Source organism: Archangium lipolyticum, from assembly GCF_024623785.1.
GTDB lineage: Bacteria > Myxococcota > Myxococcia > Myxococcales > Myxococcaceae > Archangium > Archangium lipolyticum.
Genome location: NZ_JANKBZ010000005.1, coordinates 317,301 through 336,914, shown reverse-complemented (window position 1 = coordinate 336,914; position 19,614 = coordinate 317,301). Strand labels below are relative to the sequence as shown.

At 70.4% G+C, this 19,614-nt stretch carries 12 protein-coding genes and 1 pseudogene; 9 read left to right on the top strand and 4 right to left on the bottom strand.

Translation table 11 applies throughout. The features are described 5' to 3' along the window. Window positions 1–3: 3 nt before the first annotated feature. Genes NR810_RS14240 through NR810_RS14230 form a run of 3 tightly spaced genes read left to right on the top strand, consistent with a single transcriptional unit; the run spans window position 4 to window position 7,018 of the window. Window positions 4–954 carry a hotdog family protein gene (locus tag NR810_RS14240; RefSeq protein ID WP_257452839.1) on the top strand — a complete coding sequence of 317 codons (951 nt, stop codon included), beginning with the start codon at window positions 4–6 and terminating at the stop codon, window positions 952–954. After that, window positions 951–6,314, top strand: a complete 5,364-nt coding sequence (locus tag NR810_RS14235; RefSeq protein ID WP_257452836.1) for an SDR family NAD(P)-dependent oxidoreductase — start codon at window positions 951–953, stop codon at window positions 6,312–6,314. The genes NR810_RS14240 and NR810_RS14235 overlap by 4 nt, the downstream gene beginning before the upstream one ends. Further along, a complete protein-coding gene (locus NR810_RS14230) occupies window positions 6,287–7,018 on the top strand; it encodes a 4'-phosphopantetheinyl transferase family protein (RefSeq protein WP_257452834.1) in 732 nt (243 codons plus the stop codon). The genes NR810_RS14235 and NR810_RS14230 overlap by 28 nt, the downstream gene beginning before the upstream one ends. 4 nt (window positions 7,019–7,022) lie before the next feature. On the opposite strand, the gene NR810_RS14225 is transcribed toward NR810_RS14230, so the two are convergent. Then, window positions 7,023–8,864: a methyl-accepting chemotaxis protein gene (locus tag NR810_RS14225; protein WP_257452832.1), complete on the bottom strand. Its 1,842-nt coding sequence runs from the start codon at window positions 8,862–8,864 to the stop codon at window positions 7,023–7,025. A gap of 248 nt (window positions 8,865–9,112) precedes the next feature. On the opposite strand from NR810_RS14225, the gene NR810_RS14220 reads away from it, so the two are divergent. The 6 genes from NR810_RS14220 (at window position 9,113) to NR810_RS14195 (ending at window position 17,317) form a co-directional block, all read left to right on the top strand. After that, window positions 9,113–10,525 carry an FAD-dependent oxidoreductase gene (locus tag NR810_RS14220; protein WP_257452831.1) on the top strand — a complete coding sequence of 471 codons (1,413 nt, stop codon included), beginning with the start codon at window positions 9,113–9,115 and terminating at the stop codon, window positions 10,523–10,525. A gap of 76 nt (window positions 10,526–10,601) precedes the next feature. Continuing rightward, window positions 10,602–12,689, top strand: coding sequence for an OPT family oligopeptide transporter (locus tag NR810_RS14215; RefSeq protein ID WP_257452830.1), 2,088 nt, complete (start codon window positions 10,602–10,604; stop codon window positions 12,687–12,689). Window positions 12,690–13,091: 402 nt separating this feature from the next. Next, window positions 13,092–14,669: a sensor histidine kinase gene (locus NR810_RS14210; protein WP_257452829.1), complete on the top strand. Its 1,578-nt coding sequence runs from the start codon at window positions 13,092–13,094 to the stop codon at window positions 14,667–14,669. Window positions 14,670–14,681: 12 nt separating this feature from the next. Next, entirely contained in the window at window positions 14,682–15,140 is a 459-nt protein-coding gene (locus NR810_RS14205; RefSeq protein ID WP_257452828.1) for a response regulator, read from the top strand. After that, window positions 15,137–16,702 (top strand): ATP-binding protein, encoded by a 1,566-nt coding sequence (locus tag NR810_RS14200; protein WP_257452827.1) that lies wholly within the window; start codon window positions 15,137–15,139, stop codon window positions 16,700–16,702. Before NR810_RS14205 ends, NR810_RS14200 begins: the two co-directional genes overlap by 4 nt. A gap of 177 nt (window positions 16,703–16,879) precedes the next feature. Then, window positions 16,880–17,317, top strand: a complete 438-nt coding sequence (locus tag NR810_RS14195) for a citrate lyase holo-[acyl-carrier protein] synthase (protein ID WP_257452826.1) — start codon at window positions 16,880–16,882, stop codon at window positions 17,315–17,317. A gap of 9 nt (window positions 17,318–17,326) precedes the next feature. Here the strand turns inward: NR810_RS14195 and NR810_RS14190 are convergent, their stop codons facing one another. The 3 genes and pseudogenes from NR810_RS14190 to bioD form a co-directional block, all read right to left on the bottom strand. Continuing rightward, the gene (locus NR810_RS14190; RefSeq protein ID WP_257452824.1) at window positions 17,327–18,499 is read right to left on the bottom strand and encodes a pyridoxal phosphate-dependent aminotransferase; all 1,173 of its coding nucleotides are present in this window, start codon (window positions 18,497–18,499) and stop codon (window positions 17,327–17,329) included. Continuing rightward, window positions 18,496–18,774 (bottom strand): hypothetical protein, encoded by a 279-nt coding sequence (locus tag NR810_RS14185; protein ID WP_257452821.1) that lies wholly within the window; start codon window positions 18,772–18,774, stop codon window positions 18,496–18,498. The genes NR810_RS14190 and NR810_RS14185 overlap by 4 nt, the downstream gene beginning before the upstream one ends. Before the next feature lie 103 nt (window positions 18,775–18,877). Continuing rightward, a pseudogene (gene bioD / locus NR810_RS14180) lies at window positions 18,878–19,579 on the bottom strand (dethiobiotin synthase); the annotation flags it as partial. Between the last annotated feature and the right edge of the window lie 35 nt (window positions 19,580–19,614).

Genomic DNA, 19,614 nt, shown 5'->3' with positions numbered 1-19,614 from the left:
GCCGTGCAACCCGACACCTCGCAATATCCACTGCTCGAGGATGTCTCCGAGGTTCTCCGGGGGGAGAGCGCGGTCGCCAAGCGCGACGTGCGCCTTCCCGCGGAGCTCGACGCGCAGCTGCGCACGCTGTCCGCCTCGCTCGAGCTGGAGTTCCTGGGCGAGGTCGGCTCGCTGGTGTACCCGGACCGCGTCCTGGTGGGGATGCGGGACGTGCGCTGGTTCCTGCGCGCCTCCGGCACCTCCGCCGACGCGAAGCTGGTGGGGCGCGCCCGCCGCGAGGCGGATGGCGAGGTGACGATCTTCCTCTCCCTGGAGCCAGTGGTCGCCGGCTCCCTCCCGGGCACCGAGGAGGTCACCGAGGAGCCCATCCCCGTCTGCCGCGCCACCCTTCAGTTCGCGCACATCTACAAGCCGGCGCCCTGGCCCCAGCAGCAGCAGATGCTGGCCCCGCGCTCGGAGAACCTGCAGAACGGCAAGCAGCTGTACGCGTCCATGGGAGGCCATGCCGAGCGCGTGCCCGAGTCGCTCCAGGTCGTCTCCTGGGCCCGGATGAACGAGCTGGGCCGCATCCAGGGCGGCATCACCCAGCCGCGCCAGCTCACCCGGCTGCTGCCCGCCAGCCGCATCCAGGTGGCCCCCGCCGCGCTCGAGGGCGCGCTGCACCTGGTGAAGTGGCTGTGGTACGCCTTCTCGGGCGAGGGCTCGCGCGAGATGACCATCTCCGAGCTCGTCTGGTACCGCATGCCCCGGCGCGACGAGCGGCTGCTGGGCGAGGCCCGGCTGTGCGGTGCCAGCGTCGGGCTGGCCACCTTCGACGCGCACGTGCTCGGACAGGATGGGATTCCCGTCCTGGAGCTGCGCGGAGTCGGCATGGCCTCGCTGCCCACCGAGGATCCCACCCCTCCGCCCCGTCTTGCCTGGCAGTCGTTCGTCAAGAGCCTCACTCCGCGATGACTTCCCCCACGAACATCCCTCTCGCCATCGTCGGGCTCGGTTGCAACCTGCCCGGTGCCGACTCCCCGTCGCGTTTCATGAACCTGGGCCTGGAGGGGATGCGCGCCCTGAAACCGGCCCCGGAGGAGTGGGCGACCGGGCTGGGCCTCCACCACGCCCTGATGGGCGGCTTCGTCGAGGAGGAGGGCCGGGACTGGAAGCGCTTCCGCCTGCCGCCGAACCAGGTGGAGAAGATGCACCGCATGGATCGGCTGCTGCACCTGGCGCTCCTCCAGGCGACGGAGGACGCGGGCTACGGCCCCGAGAAGAGCCCGGGCGCCCGGTGCGCCATCTACCTCGGGGCCACGGGCCTGGGCGTGGACGGGAAGATCGACCAGACGCTGCGCCTGCGCACGCCGGAGATGCGCGAGCACCTGGCGGCCATGCTTCAGGAGCACGCCGAGGGAGACAAGCTGCTGGAGGCCGTGGACCGGCACGTGTCGGAGCACACCCCGCCCATCACCGTGGAGTCCATTCCCACCACGGCCACCATCGTCGCCGGCCGGCTCTCCAGCATGCTGGACACGCGGGGCGGGCACCTGGCGATCGACGCGGGGACGGCCTCATCCCTGGCGGCGCTGAAGTTCGCCTCGCAGTCGCTGCAGCACGGGCACTGTGACGTGGCGGTGGTGGGCGCGGTGGCGCCGCTGCTCAGCCCCTCGTCCTTCGGTCTGCTGGCCGCGCGCGGCTGGCTCGCGGCGGAGGAACTGCTCGCGCTCGATGCCCGCTCCTCGGGCACGCTGCCCGGCGAGGGCGCCGTGGCACTCGTGCTGTGCCGGCTGGACGACGCGCTGGCGGATGGGCAGCGCATCTACGCCGTCCTGCATGGCGTCACCTCGGAGATGAACCTCAAGCAGGGCCTCTCGCGCATGTCCCGCCTGGTGGACCGCGCCGCGCGCACCTGCCTGGACATGACGGGGGTGGACCCGGAGCTGGTGCGGCACGTGGAGATGCAGGCGTGCGGCATTCCCAGCCTGGAGGACCAGGAGATGCTCGGCCTGAGGTCCGCGCTCGGCGCCACGCGCTCCGAGCTGCTGACGTTCTCCTCCGCCGCGCCCCAGGTGGGCTTCCAGCAGGCGGCCAGCGGGCTCGTCTCGGTGATGCGCGCGGCGCTGGCGCTCCATGGCGGCATGCGGCCCCCCATCTCCGGCCTCACCACGCCGCGCTACGAGACGCAGAGCACGCTGGAGTGCCCCGCCCGCCCCATGAAGCTGCCGCCCCGCAGCTACGTGGGCGTCAGCTCGCTGGGCTGGGCGGGACTCGCCTACCACGCGCTGCTCGGCTCGGCGCCGAGCCGCGAGGCCACGCCCACGGTGCGCCCGGTGCGCGCGCCCTCGCAGAAGTTCGCCATCGTCGGCATGGGCGCCGTCGCGCCAGGGGCCTCGGACGCCAAGTCCCTCTGGAGCAACATCATCACCAAGGCGGACGCCATCGGCGACCTGCCGCCCTCGCGCTTCAACGTCCACCGCATCCTCAACGGGCTCATGGGCCCCGGGGAGATCATCCCCCGGCTGGCGGGCGTGGTGGACCTGCCCGCGCCCGACCCGCGCTGGCTCAAGCTGCCGCCTCCGCAGGCCGCGGCGTTGGATCCGGCCGTCGTCCTCTTCACCAAGGCGGCGGAGGAGGCGCTGGAGCAGGCGGGGTACCAGCCCGGCCAGTGGAACGGGCGGCGCGTCCAGGTGGTGGTGGGCCAGCTGCCCGCCCGCGCCAAGGAGTTCCAGACCGAGCAGCGCTTCGTGAGCGAGCGCTACCTGACGCTGGCCGAGGAGGCGCTCCGGGCGCAGGGCATGTCGGCCCGCAAGCTGCTGCCGCTGCTGGAGACGCTGCGCCAGAGCCTGCTGTCCGCGGTGCCCCCGCTGGATGAGAACACGCTCTGGTACTACTCGGGCATGACGTGCGCGACGCGGCTCGCCTCCATCCACGACTTCACCGGAGGCGTGCTGGCGGTGGACGCGGCCTGCTCCAGCTCGCTGGCGGCGGTGCACATCGCCCTGCTGTCGCTGGCCAACCGGGAGGCCGACGCGGTGGTGGCCGGCGGCGTGGCCTTCAACCTGGCGCCGGAGTACGTGGCGCCCCTGGCCGTGCTCGGCTTCCTCTCCCCTCGCGGCACCTTCCCCTTCGACGACCGGGCGGACGGCTTCGTCCCGGCCGAGGGCGCGGGCGCCATCGTCATCAAGCGCTTGGAGGACGCGGAGGCGACGAAGGACAACATCCTCGCCGTCATCTCCGGCATCGGCTTCTCGAGCGATGGCCGGGGCACCACCCTGCTGGCGCCCAACCCCAAGGGCCAGGCGCGGGCCGTGGAGCGCGCGCTGGAGGACGCCAAGGCACACCCCAACCAGGTGGGCCTGCTGGAGGCGCACGGCACCGGCACCCGGGCTGGAGATCTCTCCGAGGCCACCGCCTATGGCGAGGTCTTCCAGGCTCGCGGCCGCGACACCCCGGTGCCCATGGGCACCCTCAAGTCGCAGATCGGCCACACCTCGTCGGCCTCCGGCATGCTGGGCCTCATCAAGGCGGCCTTCGCGGTGAACCAGGCATTCCTGCCGCCCATGAATGGCGGTGAGTTCCCCAAGTCGGAGATCCATTTCGACAAGCTGCCCATCTCCCTGTCGCTGGAGGGCCGGCCCTGGCCCACGCCGCGCGAGGGGCGGAGGGTCGCCGGGGTGAGCACCTTCGCCCTGGGCGGCTCGAACTACCACGTCGTCCTCGAGGAGCACGACAACGCCCACCGGATACCCAAGACGCCGGGGCCACAGCCCAACGTGATGGGCCAGCCCATTCCCAGCCGCGGGCTCTTCGCCCAGCGCTGGAGGGCGGACCTGACGCCCATGTCGCTCTCCTCGGAGAGGCGCTACCCGGTGGCGGGCAAGAAGCTCCTGCTGCTCGGAGATGACCCGGGCATGGTGGCCTCCTTCACCCGCGTGCTGACGGGCCGGGGCGCCCGCGTCCTCACGGTGCCCCTGGCGGGCATCACCGACCCGCTCGAAGTGGAGCGCCGGGTGCGCCAGGCCAGCGAGGACCTCGGCGGGGCGGACGGCGTCATCGACCTGGCGGGCTTCGGTCCGGCCGAGTACTTCCTCACGCTCGGCAGCGCCCGCTTCGCGCGCCGCACGGCGGAGACCACCGCGCGCTGGCATGGCACGGGGCGCGCCCTGTACGAGCGCCTGGGTGACCCGAAGCGCACCGCCTGCTACGTGGCCGTCACCTCCATGGGAGGGGACTTCGGCTTCCTGGGCGATGGCGGCAACGTGCTGGGTGGCTCCACCGCCGGCTTCCTCAAGGCGCTGAAGCAGGAGCTGCCGGGCGCGGTCATCAAGATCGTCGACTTCGAGCCGAGCACCTCGCACTGGGTGCTGGCGGAGACCGTCACGCGCGAGCTGGAGGAAGGCAGCGACCGGACGGAGATCGGCTACCTGGCCGGGCGCCGCTTCGTGGTGGGCATGCGCCGGGCGGACTTCGCGGAAGGCAGCCAGGTGCTGCGCAAGGTGGACCCGAGCTGGGTGCTGCTCTTCTCCGGAGGCGGGCGCGGCGCCGTCTTCGAGGTGGCCAAGGCGGTGGCTCGGCTGGGCCCCAAGGTCATCCTCACCGGGCGCACGCCAGCGCCCATCGGCGCCGAGCCCTACCTGGCGCTCAGCGACGAGGCGTTCGAGGCCTTCCGCAAGGAGGAGATGGTCCGGCGCAAGAAGGAGGACCCCACCCTCACGCCGGTGAAGTTCGCCGAGTCCTTCGACACCATCATCCGGGCGCGTGAGCTGTGGCGCAACCTCCAGGAGGTCTACGCGCAGGGCCTGCCCATCGAGTACGAGACGTGTGACATCCGCAACGCCGCGGACGTACGGGCCATGGTGGACCGGGTGCGCGAGTACCACGGCCACATCGACGGGCTGGTGCACGGCGCGATGATCGAAGCCTCCAAGAGCCTGCCGGACAAGACGCCGGGGATGGTGGCGGCCACGGTGGACGTGAAGGTGATGGGCCTGGTGCACCTGTTGGAGGCCACGCGGCGGGACGACCTGAAGCTGATGATGTGCTTCGGCTCGGGCGCGGGCCGCTTCGGCAACAAGGGCCAGACGGACTACAGCGCCGCGAACGACCTGATGAGCAAGGTCACCATGGCGTACGCGCACCGGGCGCGCTCGCACATGCGCTGCGTCACCATCGACTGGACGGCGTGGGAGGGCTCGGGGGCGGCGGTGCGCAACCGCGAGGTGGTGCAGGGCACCGGCGTCTCCTTCATCACCCCGGCCGAGGGCGCCTACTGGTTCATCAACGAGCTGATGCTGGGACGCTCCGAGCGCGAGGTGGCCATCTTCGAGGAGCGGCTCTTCCGCGAGTGGCCCTTCCTGGGCGCCTCCGCCGAGGGCCCCGTTCCCCGGAAGGTGTACGACGACAGGGGCTTCCTGCTCGTGCCCTCGGACTTCCCGATGCTCGAGTGCGTGGAGGAGCACACCCCGGAGCGGCTGGTGGCGACGCGGACGTTCGACCTCACCAACGACCCCTTCCTGCTCCAGCACCAGCTGCACTCGGTGCCCATCATGCCGGGCACCTTCGGCTTCGAGATGCTGAGCGAGGGCGCGGCCCTCTTCCGTCCGGACCTGGCGGTGCTGCGCGGGGAGGAGCTGCGCATCGACACCCCGCTCAAGTTCTTCAAGGCGCCGCTGACGGGGGAGCAGTCCAAGGGCAAGCCCGTCCACGTCACGCTCACCGTGGAGGTGCTGGAGCAGCGGGGCGAGGAGGTGACGGTGCACGTCGAGACCAGCAGCGAGCTGGCGCTGGGCGGCCGCACCGACCTGACGCAGCGCCGCATCCACTTCCGGGGACGCTTCGTGCTCGGACCGGCGCCACGCCTGGAGCCCGGCACCGGAAAGCTGCCGGACGCGCTCCCAGGAGCGCGGGCGCGCTCCATCTTCCACCTGGCCAAGGAGCCCGTGTACCTGGGCCCGCTCTTCTGCCGCGCCGAGTGGGTCTACGTGGGCAAGAGCGAGGTGGAGGGCATCATCCGCGCCCCCCGGCAGCGGGAGATCTTCGCCCACGTGGCCCGGCCGCATTTCCAATACGACCCGCTCCTGCTGGATGCCGCCTTCCAGGTGGCCGCCAACTGGGACGGCTACCACCACGACCTGGTGTCCATCCCCATGGGCGTGGAGCAGATGATCCGCGGCCGGCTGCGTCGCACCGGTGAGTCCGCGTACGTGAAGGCGAAGCTGCTGCAGGTGGACGGCGACGAGGTCACCTACGACATCGAGGTGCAGGGCGAGGACGGAGCCCTGCTCCTGGGAGTGAAGGCGCTGTGGCTGCGGCGGTTGCGTCCGCGGTGAGCGGCTCCGGGCCGAGACCCTCCCGGCTCACGCTGCCCACGGGCCGGGAGGTGGTGCTCGGCTGGTGCGAGGTGGGGCGGGAGGACGCCGCCTCGCTCTGGCCCGCCGAGCGGGAAGCCCTGGCCCGGTGCAGGCTCGACAAGCGGCGCCACGAGCTCATCGCGGGCCGGGTGGCGGCCCATCGCGCCCTGGCGCTCCTCGCTCCGGGAGCACACGCGGAGGTCCTCGCCCGTCCCGGAGGACAGGACGAAGGGCGGCCCTTCTTCCCCTCCGCGCCGGACGTCGCCCTGTCCATCTCCCACTCGGAGGGGCTGGCGGTGGCGGCGGTCGCGCGAGGGGGGGCGCTGGGCGTGGACCTGGAGCAGCGGGTGGAGGCGGGCGGGGCCTTCCTGGAGGAGGCCTTCGCTCCGGGCGAGCACGAGGGTTATGCCGCTCCCTGCGCGGGCCGGGTGGAGCCGGTCACCGCCGCCTGGGCCATGAAGGAAGCGGTGCTGAAGGTCTGGGGCGTGGGGCTGCGCGCGCCCCTGCAACGCGTGGCGGTGCGGCCGGTGCTGCTCTCCGCGAGCGGAGAAGCCCTGTCGTTGCGGCTGACCCTCGAGGCGGAGGGGCTCCCGCCGGAGCTGGGCGTGCCCCCGGCTGTGCTGACCGGACTCCTGCTGGCGGGGGAGCACGGCCGGGTGCTCGCGCTGGCGGCCCCGGCCTGAGGGCTCAGACGTTGGCCGTCTTCTTCCCGGGGCCGCCCTGGCCCTCCGCCGGCTCCGACCGGTTCTGCCAGCCGTACTTCTCGACGAAGCCCGTCACACGCGACACCACGCTTCGCATCTGGGTGGCGGCCTCGTCGCTCGTCTGAAGGCTGGCCATCGTCTGGTCCATGATCTTCTGCAGGTCGCTCATCGCCTGGAAGATCTGCCCGATGCCCTGATTCTGCTGGGTGACGGCCGCGGAGATCTGCCGCACGGAGCTCACGTTGTCGCGCACGATGTTGGTGAGCTGCCGGATGTTGTCCCCGAAGCCCTGCACCTGGGCGAGGCTGCTGTGCACCTTGTCCGAGCCCTGCTCGGACATGGCCGCCGTGCTGCTGATGGCGTTGCTCAGCTCCTCCAGCACGTCGTGCACCTTGTCGGTGGCCTTGATGGACTGGTTGGCCAGGTTGCGGATCTCCCGCGCCACCACGGCGAAGCCCTTGCCGTGCTCGCCCGAGCGCACCGCCTCGATGGCGGCGTTGAGCGCCAGCATGTTGGAGCGGTCCGCCAGCGCCTTCACCGTCTGGGTGATGTCGGCGATCTGCCGGGTGCGCTCGTCCAGGGAGCGGATGCTCGTGGCCATCTGCTGCACCTGCTGGTAGATGTCCGTCAGCCCCTGGAGGCTCTGCTCGATGGCGCCCTCGCCCAGGCGGCCGATCTGATCCGCGCGCTCGGCCTGCTTCAGCACGCCCTCGGCCTTCTGCGCGGCCAGCAGCGACGTCTGCTTGATCTCCTGCGCGGTGACCTGCGTCTCCTGGAGGGCCGCGGCGTGGGTGGAGAGCGCCTCCGTCTGCCGCTTGTGCGAAACACCCAGCTCCTCGGCGGACTCGCCCAGCAACTGCGCCGACTCACCCAGGGAGAACGAGAAGTCGCGCAGCTGCTCGAAGGCGGTGGCGGTGGCGCGCGACAGATCACCCACCTCGTCGGTGGACACCCACCTGGGAAGGGCCGGGTTGCCCGCCACGAGCGACACGATGGAGCGCTCGACGGCGTCCGTCCCCGCGTGTTGCTGGCGGGCCAGCTCGAAGGCCGCCATGGACGCCACGAGCACCAGGAAGCCGCCCACCAGGACCACCGGCAGCACCATGGAGCCCATGATGTCCTGGACGCGCTCCTGCAGCAGCGTCATCACCGTGGGAGGCAGCAGCTCCCGCAGCTCCGCGAACAGCGCGTTGAAGCCGGTCTGCGCCTTCTTGGCGATGATCATCCCCGACACCGTCAGGGTGCTCACCACGTACAGCGCGAAGCAGTAGGGCAGGTACCAGCGCTGCCGGGGCCAGATGAACCCGCTGCCCCTCAGCTCCGCCTGCGGGTGCCGGTGGAACTCCTCGAGCGCGTAGGGGCGTAGCACCTTCTCGATGCGCAGCGACTGCCAGATGAAGACGATGCCCAGCAGCAGCTCGAAGGCGAGCACCACCTGGGGAACGGCCCACACACTGCTGATGCCATAGACGAAGGGCGGCCAGATGCTGAAGCTGAGGCCCGACGCGCCGTAGCAGGCATACAGTCCCAGCTCTATCCGCCTCGGCGCCTCGAGGATGCGCTGCAACCGCGCCCCCGGGACATCGTCCGGCTTCTCCGCCAGGGCGTTCTTCGTCACGCGCACCGTCAGCCACAGGGGAATGGCCAGACCGAATACGGGGAGGATCCAGCTGACGTTGATCAGCGCGATCTTCCAGGCGAGGTCACCCTCCAGCCCCATGATCAGTACGACCATGTAGACGATAGGCACCACACCGAGCATCACTGCCAGCTGCTGCTCCAGGAGGACCTTGAGGATCAGCCGGTTCAACTGCGCCTTGCTCATGCGGTGACACTGTACCACCAGGGGCATCCTCCATCTCTCTCCCAACCTGAAGGGGGCGGAGACGGATTCTCCTCGGATGGGGAGCGGCCATGGGCTCCCGACGCCCGCCCCCTCCCCAGCTCTCTGGTGCACCAAGGAATCGAAACCGCGTATCCTCGTTTACCGAGGCTCTCCCAGAGCTGGCCTCACTACCCCCTGGTACCTTCAAAATGAACCCCAGCAAGCGCGGATTCGGACGAGCCGTCGTCATGGGCGGAAGCATCGCGGGCCTGCTCAGCGCCCGGGTGCTGTCCGAGCATTTCGAGAAGGTGGTGATTCTGGAGAGGGAGGTCCTCCCCGAGGGGCCCGAGGCACGCAAGGCGGTGCCCCAGGGGCGCCACATCCACGCCATGCTGGAGGCGGGGCTGAAGGTGCTGGAGGCGCTCTACCCCGGGCTGCTGCGGGAGCTGGAGGCCGGCGGCGCCGACCGCATCGACATGGGCCGGGACGGCGCCTGGTTCCACTTCGGCGCCTGGAAGCCGCGCTTCGTCAGCGGTTACGAGACCATCCTCTGCTCCCGCCCCTACCTGGAGTGGAAGGTCCGCGGACGCACCGTGGCCCTGCCGAACGTGGAGCTGCGGCAGGGGTATGCCGTCCAGGGGCTGCTCACGGATGCCTCGCGCGCCCGGGTGACGGGGGTGCGGGTGGAGGGTCCGGACGGAGAGGAGACGCTCGAGGCGGACCTGGTCGTGGATGCCAGTGGCCGCGGCTCGCGGGCACCCCAGTGGCTGGAGCAGCTGGGATATGGTCGGCCGGAGGAGGAGCAGGTCGGCATCGAGCTGGCGTACACGAGCCGCTTCTACGAGCGCCCCGCCCCCCCCCCGAACGATTGGAAGAGCCTGGCCCTGTACGCGCGGGCGCCGGACAGCTGGCGCTCGGGCTTCCTCGCCAACGTGGAGGGAGGGCGGTGGATCGTCAGCCTCAGCGGGTACTTCGGAGACCACCCCCCCACGGATGACGAGGGGTTCCTGGAGTTCGCCCGCGGCCTGCCCACCCCGCACATCCACGAGGCCCTCCAGGGGGCGAAGCCGCTGACGCAGCCCGTCATGCACAAGATACCGACGAGCCGGTGGCTGCACTTCGAGCGGATGCCGCGCTTCCCGGACGGGTTCGTGCTCCTGGGGGACTCGGTCTGCGCCCTCAACCCCGTCTATGGCCAGGGCATGACGGTCATCAGCCTGGGCGCGCGGCGGCTCGGTGAGTGCGTCGCGGCCCAGGCGCGCACATCTCCGGGCAACCTCCAGGGACTGTCGCGGCGCTTCCAGAAGGAACTCGCCCGGAGCATCGGCCTGAGCTGGATGCTCGCCACCACCCTGGACCTGATCTACCCGCGGGCGCGGGGCAGGCGGCTGCCCGGGTTGAAGCTGCTGCAATGGTCGATCGGCAACCTGGTGGACCTGACCTCGCTGGACGAGGAGTCGTGCGAGCGGTTCTACCGGGTCCTCCACCTCCGGGGCGGGCTGGAGGTGCTGCTGCAACCGAAGCTGGCCCTGGCCCTGACGGCCTACAGCCTCAAGAGCCTGTTCGTCCCATTGGCCGAGAGAGTGAACCTGGACCGCATGCCGCGTGCGCCGGGAGCCCGGGCCCAGGTGGGGGCCGAGCGGATGGACACGGCGGCGTAGCGCCCATTTGGCGCGGCGGGAAGGGAGTTGTAGAACACTGCCCCACACGGCCGTTCCCCGCTGGGAGCCCCCATCCATGCCTGAAGCAGCCAAGACCGAGATCGACCAGAGCGATATCGCTCCGTCGGCCGATTTCAAACCCTACATCCCCGCCGAGCGGATGGATGTGCCCGAGTTCACCCCGAAGGCCATCATCATCGGCGTGGCCTTCGGCATCGTCTTCGGAGCCGCCACGGTGTACCTGGCGCTGAAGGCGGGCCTCACCGTCTCGGCGTCCATCCCCATCGCGGTGCTCGCCATCTCGTTGCTCAAGAAGCTCGGTGGCTCGACCATCCTCGAGAACAACGTGGTGCAGACCATCGGCTCGGCGGGCGAGTCCATCGCCGCGGGCGTGGTGTTCACCCTGCCGGGCTTCCTCTTCCTGAGCACCGACAGCAAGGGCTCGAGCTTCTTCGAGTACTGGACCATCTTCACCCTGGCGCTGCTGGGCGGCGTGCTGGGCACGCTGATGATGGTGCCGCTGCGGCGCTCGCTCATCGTGAAGGAGCACGCCAACCTGCCCTACCCCGAGGGGACGGCGTGCGCCTCGGTGCTCATCGCCGGTGAGAAGGGCGGAGACCTGGCGAAGATCGCCTTCCAGGGCGTGGGCTTCGCGTTCGTGTACGCGCTGCTGCAGAAGATCGTCCGGCTCATCGCCGAGACGCCCGCGCTGGTGACGAAGCAGACGAACAAGTACTTCCCGTCCGCCACGCTCAACGGCGACATCACCCCCGAGTACCTGGGCGTGGGCTACATCGTCGGCCCGAAGATCGCCGGCGTGCTGGTGGCCGGTGGCGTGCTGGCGTGGCTGGGCATCATCCCGCTGCTGGCCTCGGTGGTGCCTCCGGACACCATCGCCGCGCAGCTGGTGAAGCTGGGCGAGCTCAAGAGCCTGACGACCGCGGGCGGCACTGGCGGGTGGGACCCGGTGACGCACACCTTCGCCAACACGGCCACGGCCATCTACCGCGCCTACGTGCGGCAGATCGGCGCGGGCGCGGTGGCGGCCGGCGGCTTCATCACGCTGCTCAAGACGCTGCCCACCATCATCGCGGCCTTCAAGGAGAGCCTGGCGTCATTCAAGGAGGGTGCTGGAGCGGCGGCGCAGAAGCGCACCGAGCGCGACCTTCCCATCACCTTCGTGCTCTTCGGCAGCGTGGGCCTCATCCTGGTGATGGCGGCCCTGCCCTTCCTGCCGGGCACGGTGTTCGGCCGCCTGCTGCTGGGCGTCCTCATCGTGGTGTTCGGCTTCTTCTTCGTGACGGTGGCCTCGCGCATCGTGGGCATCATCGGCTCGTCGTCCAACCCCATCTCCGGCATGACGATCGCCACGCTGATGGCCACGTGCCTCATCTTCGTGGGCATCGGCTGGACGGGTGACGTGTACCAGCCCATGGCGCTGTGCGTGGGCGGCATGGTGTGCATCGCCGCGGCGAACGCGGGCGCCACGTCGCAGGACCTGAAGACGGGCTACCTGGTGGGCGCCACCCCGAGGGCGCAGCAGATCGGCCTGATGATTGGCGCGGTGGCGGCGGCGATCGTCATCGGCCTCACCATGAAGTTGCTGGACACGCCCACCGAGGCCATGCGGGCCCAGGGCGTGGAGCACATGATCGGCACCCAGGCCTTCCCCGCGCCGCAGGGCACGCTGATGGCCACCCTCATCAAGGGCCTGCTGTCCTTCAACCTGGACTGGCAGTTCGTGCTGGTGGGCGTCTTCCTGTCGGTGACGATGGAGCTGTGCGGCGTCAAGTCGCTGTCCTTCGCGGTGGGCGCGTACCTGCCACTGTCCACCACCGCGCCCATCTTCGTGGGCGGCGCCATCAAGGGCCTGTCCGACTACATGGCCACCCGCAAGGGTGAGCACGTGGAGGAGTCCGAGCTGGGCCCCGGCAACCTCTTCTCCACGGGCCTGGTGGCCGGTGGCGCGCTGGCGGGCGTGGTGGTGGCCATCCTCTCGGTGAACGAGGGCGTCAACGCGGCCATCTCCAAGCTGTCGGTGGAGTCGGCGCTGCACCACGCCGTGGGCGAGAGCGGCTACCACCTCATCGGTGTCCTCGCCTTCGCCTTCATGGGCTTCGTGCTGTACCGCATCTCGCGCAGGACCAGTCCCTCGCACGGCTGACACCTCGCGGGCCCGCCCGCGAACGCAGCAGCCTGGCGCGCCCGGCGTGAATCCCTCCGCCGGGCGCTTTCTTTTTCCATGCGCCTCGAGCGCACCTATACCCACACCCAGGCCGCGTCGCGTGGCGGACATAGAGGAGGCGCCCCCTGCTTCGAGTGCGCCTCCCGGTGTAAGATTGCAGCACGGTTGCCGCCGACACTTCCGTCGGCACCGGGGGGAAGTCCTCGTGCGGGGAGACAGACATCACGGCCCAGGTGCTCCATCCGCCGCGAGCCGGTGCTCCCACGATGTGTGTCCGGACCGGGGTGTGCTCGAATCGCCCCTGGGCCCACGATGGCCCCCCTTCCCGATGCCCGCCTTTCGCGTCCCCTTGGAATCCGAGGCGGCCTCCTGACCCACGCCATGACAGCCCTCCCCCTTTCCACGTCCCGTTTCGATGATCTGGCCGAGGGCCTTCTCCAGGTCCAGAACCACACGCTGCTGCGAGCCATCCTCGACAGCGAGACCGAGGGCGTGGTCATCGCTGACGCCACGGGCAAGCTCGTCTACCTGAGCCCCTTCGCCCACAAGCTCACCGGCGTCGCGTCGCTGGACGGGCCTCCTCCCCGGTGGAGCGAGAACTACGGCGCGTTCTACCCGGACGCGCGCACCCCCCTGCCCTCGGCTCAGCTCCCGCTCTTCCGGGCGCTGCACGGAGAGGAGCGGCCCGAGGCCGACATCTTCGTGCGCAACGCCATGGTGCCGGAGGGCCAGCACATGCACGTGCGCGCCAGGCCCCTGCGCGACGCGAAGGGGGGGCTGGTGGGCGCCATGGTCTTCGTCCGGGACACCGACGGCGAGCGCCGGGCCGAGGCCGAGCAGCGCCGCTCCGAGCAGCGCTTCCGCCTCCTCGTGGATGCCGCGCAGGAAGGGGTCTGGACGATCGATGCCGAGAACCGCACCACCTACGTCAACCGCTACCTGGCGCGGATGCTGGGCTACACGGTCGGCGAGATGCTGGGCAAGCACGTCAGCGCGTTCATGGACGAGGAGGGCGCCCGGCTCGCCGCCCAGAACATCGAGCAGAGGCGCAAGGGCATCACCGACGTCCATGACTTCAAGCTCCAGCGCAAGGACGGCACCCTCGTGTGGACCCTGATGTCGTGCAACCCCATCCAGGACGAGGAGGGCAACTACCTCGGGGCACTGGCCATGGTCACCGACATCACCCGGCGCCGGGAGGCCGAGGAGAAGGTGCGCCAGCTCAACGAGGACCTGGAGCGCCGCATCGCCGAGCGCACCGCGCAGCTCGAGTTCTCCAACCGCGAGCTGGAGGCCTTCGCCTACTCGGTGGCCCATGACCTGCGCGCGCCCCTGCGCAGCATCTCCAACTTCACGCTGGCGCTGACGGAGGACTGCGCGGACAAGCTCGACACCACCGGCCTGGACTACCTGCAGCGCATCCGCGCCTCCTCGCAGCGCATGGCCGAGCTCATCGACGGCATCCTCGCCCTCTCGCGCGTCAACCGCACCGAGTTCGTGGAGGCGGAGGTCAACCTGTCCGCCCTCGCGCGAAACATCTCCGAGCAGCTCCAGCGCTGGCAGCCCCAGCGCACCGTGCGCTTCCACATCCAGGACGGACTGGTGGACCGGGGGGACGCGCAGCTACTGCGCTCGGTGCTGGAGAACCTGCTGGGCAACGCCTGGAAGTTCACCCGCGAGCGGCCGGAGGCGGAGATAGCGCTGGGAACGCTTCCAACCGAAGGTGGCGCGAGACGGGTCTACTTCGTCCGGGACAACGGGGCGGGCTTCGACATGGAGTACCAGAAGAAGCTCTTCGGCGTCTTCCAGCGCCTGCACACGCAACAGGAGTTCGAGGGCACCGGCGTCGGACTGGCCACCGTGCAGCGCATCATCGTGCGCCATGGAGGCCGCGTCTGGGGCGAGGGCCGGGTCGGCCAGGGTGCCACCTTCTACTTCACCCTCCACGAAGGAACCTGAGGAGCCACGTCCATGTACGAAGCGAGCCAGCGTGTCATCCTCCTCGTCGAGGACAATGCCGATGACGAGCTGATGACCCTGCGGGCCTTCCGCAAGAGCAACATCCACAACCCGGTGGTCGTCGTGCGCGACGGGGCCGAGGCCATCGACTACCTCTTCATCCAGGGCAAGCACGCGGGGAGGAATCCGGACATCCGGCCCCAGGTGGTGCTGTTGGACCTGCACCTGCCCCGCCTCGACGGGCTGGAGGTGCTGCGGCGCATCCGCACGCACGAGCAGACCCGGACCCTGCCGGTGGTCGTCCTCACCTCGTCCAAGGAGGAGAGGGATCTGGTGGAGAGCTACCAGCTGGGCGTCAACAGCTTCGTCCACAAGCCGGTGGACGTCACCGCCTTCTTCGAGGCGGTGCGGCAGCTGGGCATGTACTGGCTCGTCCTCAACGAGCTTCCCACCCCGAGAAGGAGTGCATGATGGCCACACCCCTGCGTCTGCTGCTCATCGAGGACTTCGAGGACGATGCCCTGATGGTGCTGCGCGAGCTGCGACGCGGCGGCTATGAGGTGACGCATGCCCGGGTGGAGACGGCCGAGGCACTGACACGAGCGCTCGACGCGGGGCCCTGGGACGCCATCATCGCGGACTACGCGCTGCCTCGCTTCGACGCGCTGGCCGCCTTCGCCGTGGTGCAGCAGCGGGGACTGGACGTGCCCTTCCTCATCGTCTCCGGGCAGATGGGCGAGGACACGGCGGTGGCGGCGATGCGGGCGGGCGTCCACGACTTCCTGCTCAAGGACCGGTTGGGCCGGCTGGGGCCCGCCGTGGCCCGCGAGCTGAGGGAAGCCGCGGTGCGCGCCGAGCGCCGGAAGATGCAGGAGCAGTTGCTGCTGTCGGACCGGCTGGCCTCCCTGGGGCTGCTCGCCGCCAGCGTGGCGCATGAGATCAACAACCCGCTCGCCTCGCTCATGGCCAACCTGAACTACGTGCTCAACCCCGGGCAGGGCCAGGAGCCGGCCCGCGCGGTGCCCCTCGCCCTCGAGCAGCAACAGGCGCTGGATGACTGCATGCAGTGCGCCGAGCGCATCCGGGAGATCATCCGGGACATCAAGGTCTTCTCCCGGCCGGACGACAAGCAGCGCGGCCCGCTGGACGTGCACCGGGTGCTGGACTCGTCGCTGCGGATCGCCTGGAACCACGTCTTCCACCGGGCCCGCATCGTCAAGGACTACGCCGCGCGCGCGCCGGTGCTCGGCAGCGAGGCGCCGCTCGGCCAGGTCTTCCTCAACCTGCTCGTCAACGCCGCCGACGCCATCCCCGAGGGCCAGAATGATACCCAGGAGATCCGCGTGGTGACGCGCCAGGACGGCACGAGCCACGTCCGGGTGGAGATCCACGACACGGGCAAGGGCATCCCCCCGGAGCTGCGCGAGCGCATCTTCGAGCCCTTCTTCAGCACCAAGCCGGCGGGAGTGGGCACGGGCCTGGGACTGGCCATCTGCCGCCGGCTCATCACCGAGATGGGTGGAGAGCTCGGCGTGGAGAGCGAACCGGGACGTGGCACCCTGTTCCACATCCGCCTGCCGACGGCGCACGACCTGGCCGAGCGGCCCGCACGGGCCAGCGGTGACACGGCCCCCCGGCGGTGCGTGCTGATCCTCGACGACGAGGCGGTGGTGGCCCGGGCCCTCCAGCGGCTGCTCTCCCCCCAGTGCGAGGTGCTCGTCGTCGTCCAGGGCCCGGAGGCGCTGGCGCAGGTGGCCTCGGGCCGGCGCTTCGACGTCATCCTGAGCGATCTGATGATGCCGGAGATGAGCGGCCCCCGGTTCTACGAGGAGCTGGTCCGGCTGGCGCCGGATCAGGCCCGGCGGGTCATCTTCATGACGGGAGGCGCCTTCACGGAGCAGTCCCGCGCCTTCCTGGCCAGCACGGGCCTGCCCTGCCTCGACAAGCCCATCGACATCCCCCGGCTCCGGGCCTTGCTGGCGGCGGCTCCGCCCCTGGAGCCCTGGGGGGCACACCCTCCGGCCACGGCCTGACCTGGAGGGAGGGGTGGACTCCCCTCCTTCCGATAGCTGGCGAACGCTTGCTCCGACGCCTGTACGACAAAGAGGCAGAAACACCGCATTCATCGTCAGGAGCATCACGAAAGGGCGTCAGGCATCTCTTTCTGATGACGATGTTGGGCCCGGATTGGGACCCCTGGGGAGGAGCCGATGAGCACAGCCCTGGTAAAACGAGCTTCGGAGCGCGCCGGGGAGGCGCGTGTCCTCGATGCGCGGGAGAACCGCGGCAAGGTGCGTCAGGAGCTCGCGCGGAACATGTCCGGACGCTCTCTCGTCGAGCTGTGCCTGGATGTGCCACGGGGAAGCGCCTCGAACGATGACTCCGAGCGCCTCTTCCTCGCCGGGCTGCAACGGCTGGAGCAGGAGCTGGGCGTCTCACCGGCCGAGATGGGCGAGGACGCGGCGGGCTACTACGGCCTCTTCGTGACGGAGCTGCCCGCGCTGCTGATCCGCCGGAGGGCCAGCCGCATCGAGGAGCAGCCCTCGTGGGATCGCCAGATGAGCATCGAGTGCTACGGCCTCGGAGGGAACCTCGGCGCCACGGGCAGGGTGCCCCGCTCGGCGGTGGGAGCCCCCGCGGCGCGGTAGGCCCGGCCCCTAGCCGCTCGAGGCCAGCACGCGGGCGAGCGGCTCCAGCGCGGCGGCGAAGACCTCCGGCGGTGGCAGCAGGGACAGCACCAGGAAGGCCCCGCCGGTGAAGTCGTAGAAGTAGCCCGGCTGCACGCCCACGCCCTCGTCCAGCAGGGCCAGACACGTGGCCTCCTCGCCAGGCTCCAGGGGAATGCGCAGCACGGAGCTCCACCCGCCATGCGCGGGCACCACGTCCCAGCGGGCATCGCTCGGGCGGGCCTCGAGCAACAGACGTCGGTTCTCCCCCACCCGCGCCAGCAACGCCGCCTGGAAGCGGGGCGCATGCGCCAGGAGCCCGGGGAGGGCGAGTTGCACGGGCGTGTTCACCGGCAGGTACGTGTCCGCCACCAGCTCCAACCGGGCCAGGGCCTCGTCGCGCGAGGCGGCGGGCCCGCCCACGTGCGTCCAGCCCAGCTTGAGGCCCGGCAGCCCCGCCACCTTCGACAGGCCCGACAGCGAGAAGGTGAGCATGGGCAGCTCGCGCCCGGCCACCGTGAGCACCCGGCCCGGCTCCGAGTCCCAGGCGAAGTCGGAGAACACCTCGTCGGAGATGAGTGCCAGCCCGGCCTCCGCGCACAGCGCGCCGAGGGCGGCCAGCTCTCCGTCCTGGAGGAAGTGGCCGGTGGGGTTGCCGGGGTTCACCACGAGCACGGCGCGGGTGCGAGCGTCCCGCGCGGCGGCCACCTCGTCCACATCCAGGCCGAAGCCGTGGGCACGAGGCAGCCGGTAGGTGCGCGTCTCCACGCCCTCCAGGCGCGTGAGGTACTCGAAGAGGGGGTAGCAGGGCGAGGGGACGAGGACGTTGTCCCCGGGCTCACAGAGCAGCTTGAAGAGCCAGCCGTAGGACTCGCTGGTGCTCGCGGAGAGGACGAGGTGCTCGGGGAGGACGCGGGCGCCGCGCGTGGCGAGGTGCGCGGCCACGGCTTCGCGGGCGGACAGGAGTCCCTGGGGCTCGGGCGAGTAGCCGAGGGCCTCGGGAGAGGCCAGGAGCACCGGCTCGGGGGCGGGAAGGCCCACGCGGGTGGGGTTGGTCTCGGTGAGATCCAACAGGGGAAGCCCGAGGGCGCGGCGCCCGGCGAGCGCCCGTGCCAGGGGATTCCAGGTGCGGGGGAAGTCGGTCCGGGCGGAGAAGACGCTCACAGACCCGTCTGCAGCATGGCGGAGGCGACGCGGCGGATCAGCTCGCGGCGGATCTCCTGGCGGCAGTGCTCGACAGCCTTGGGGTGGGGGTCCGGCAGCTCCCCCTTGCGCGTGCGGATGGCGGTACGGACCACGAGCTCGACCTTGGCCGGCTCGATGTGGAAGAGCCGGTGGCCCTCCTTCTGAAGGAAGTAGGAGAGACCGCGCGCATCGAGGAGCTTGTGGAAATACCGCCTGGCATCGGCGAGGAGCGAGAGGTCGATGATGTCCGCCATTCGCCCGGCGTTCTCGCTCGGATCGAAACATGCGTCCATTTCGCGGCCAGGAGGCACGAAAACTTGCACTCCCGCGTGCGTTTGGATCGCGCCGGAGGCCGATTTACCGGCCTCGCGCGCGTTTGGGCCTCTCGGAAGACAGCCAGCGGGCGACGAGTGGAGCGAGTGCCTTGCGGAAGGCCGCGTGACGGCGGCGAGGCTCCACCAGGTAGGGCACGGGACCGAGGACCTGGACGCCGTGGCGCTCGGAGATGAGCGCGGGGTTGTCGCGCTCGGAGGGATCGCGGGAGGGAGTGCTCCGGGAGAGGAGGACGGCCGCGACAGGGATGTTGCGCGCGGAGAGGGCCTCGAGGGAGAGGGCGGTGTGGTTGAGCGTGCCGAGGCCCGCGCGAGCGACGAGCAGGACGGGGAGGCCGAGGGTGGAGATGAGGTCGATGACGTCGTGGGAGGAGTCGAGAGGGACGAAGAGACCGCCGGCGCCCTCGACGACCACGGAGCCATGCCGCAGCCGCTCCCAGGCGGCGAGGGTGAGGCTCCAATCAGGCTCGCGGCCGAGGCGGCGCGCGGCGATGCCTGGGGCCAGGGGAGCGCGAAAACGGTGGGGGCAGACGAGGTCCAGGGGCAGGTCACTCCGGGCGGCCTCGCGAAGGGAGAGGGCGTCCGAGGGAGCGGAGAGCGACGAGCACCCGCTCTCATAAGGCTTGAAGCCCTGGGGAGAGAGACCGGCATCCGCGAGCAGGGACAACAGGGCGCGAGAAACCTGGGTCTTCCCAACACCGGTATCGGTGCCAGTGACGAAGAAGCGAGCCCCCCTCCCCTCTCCTTTCGGGAGAGGAACGG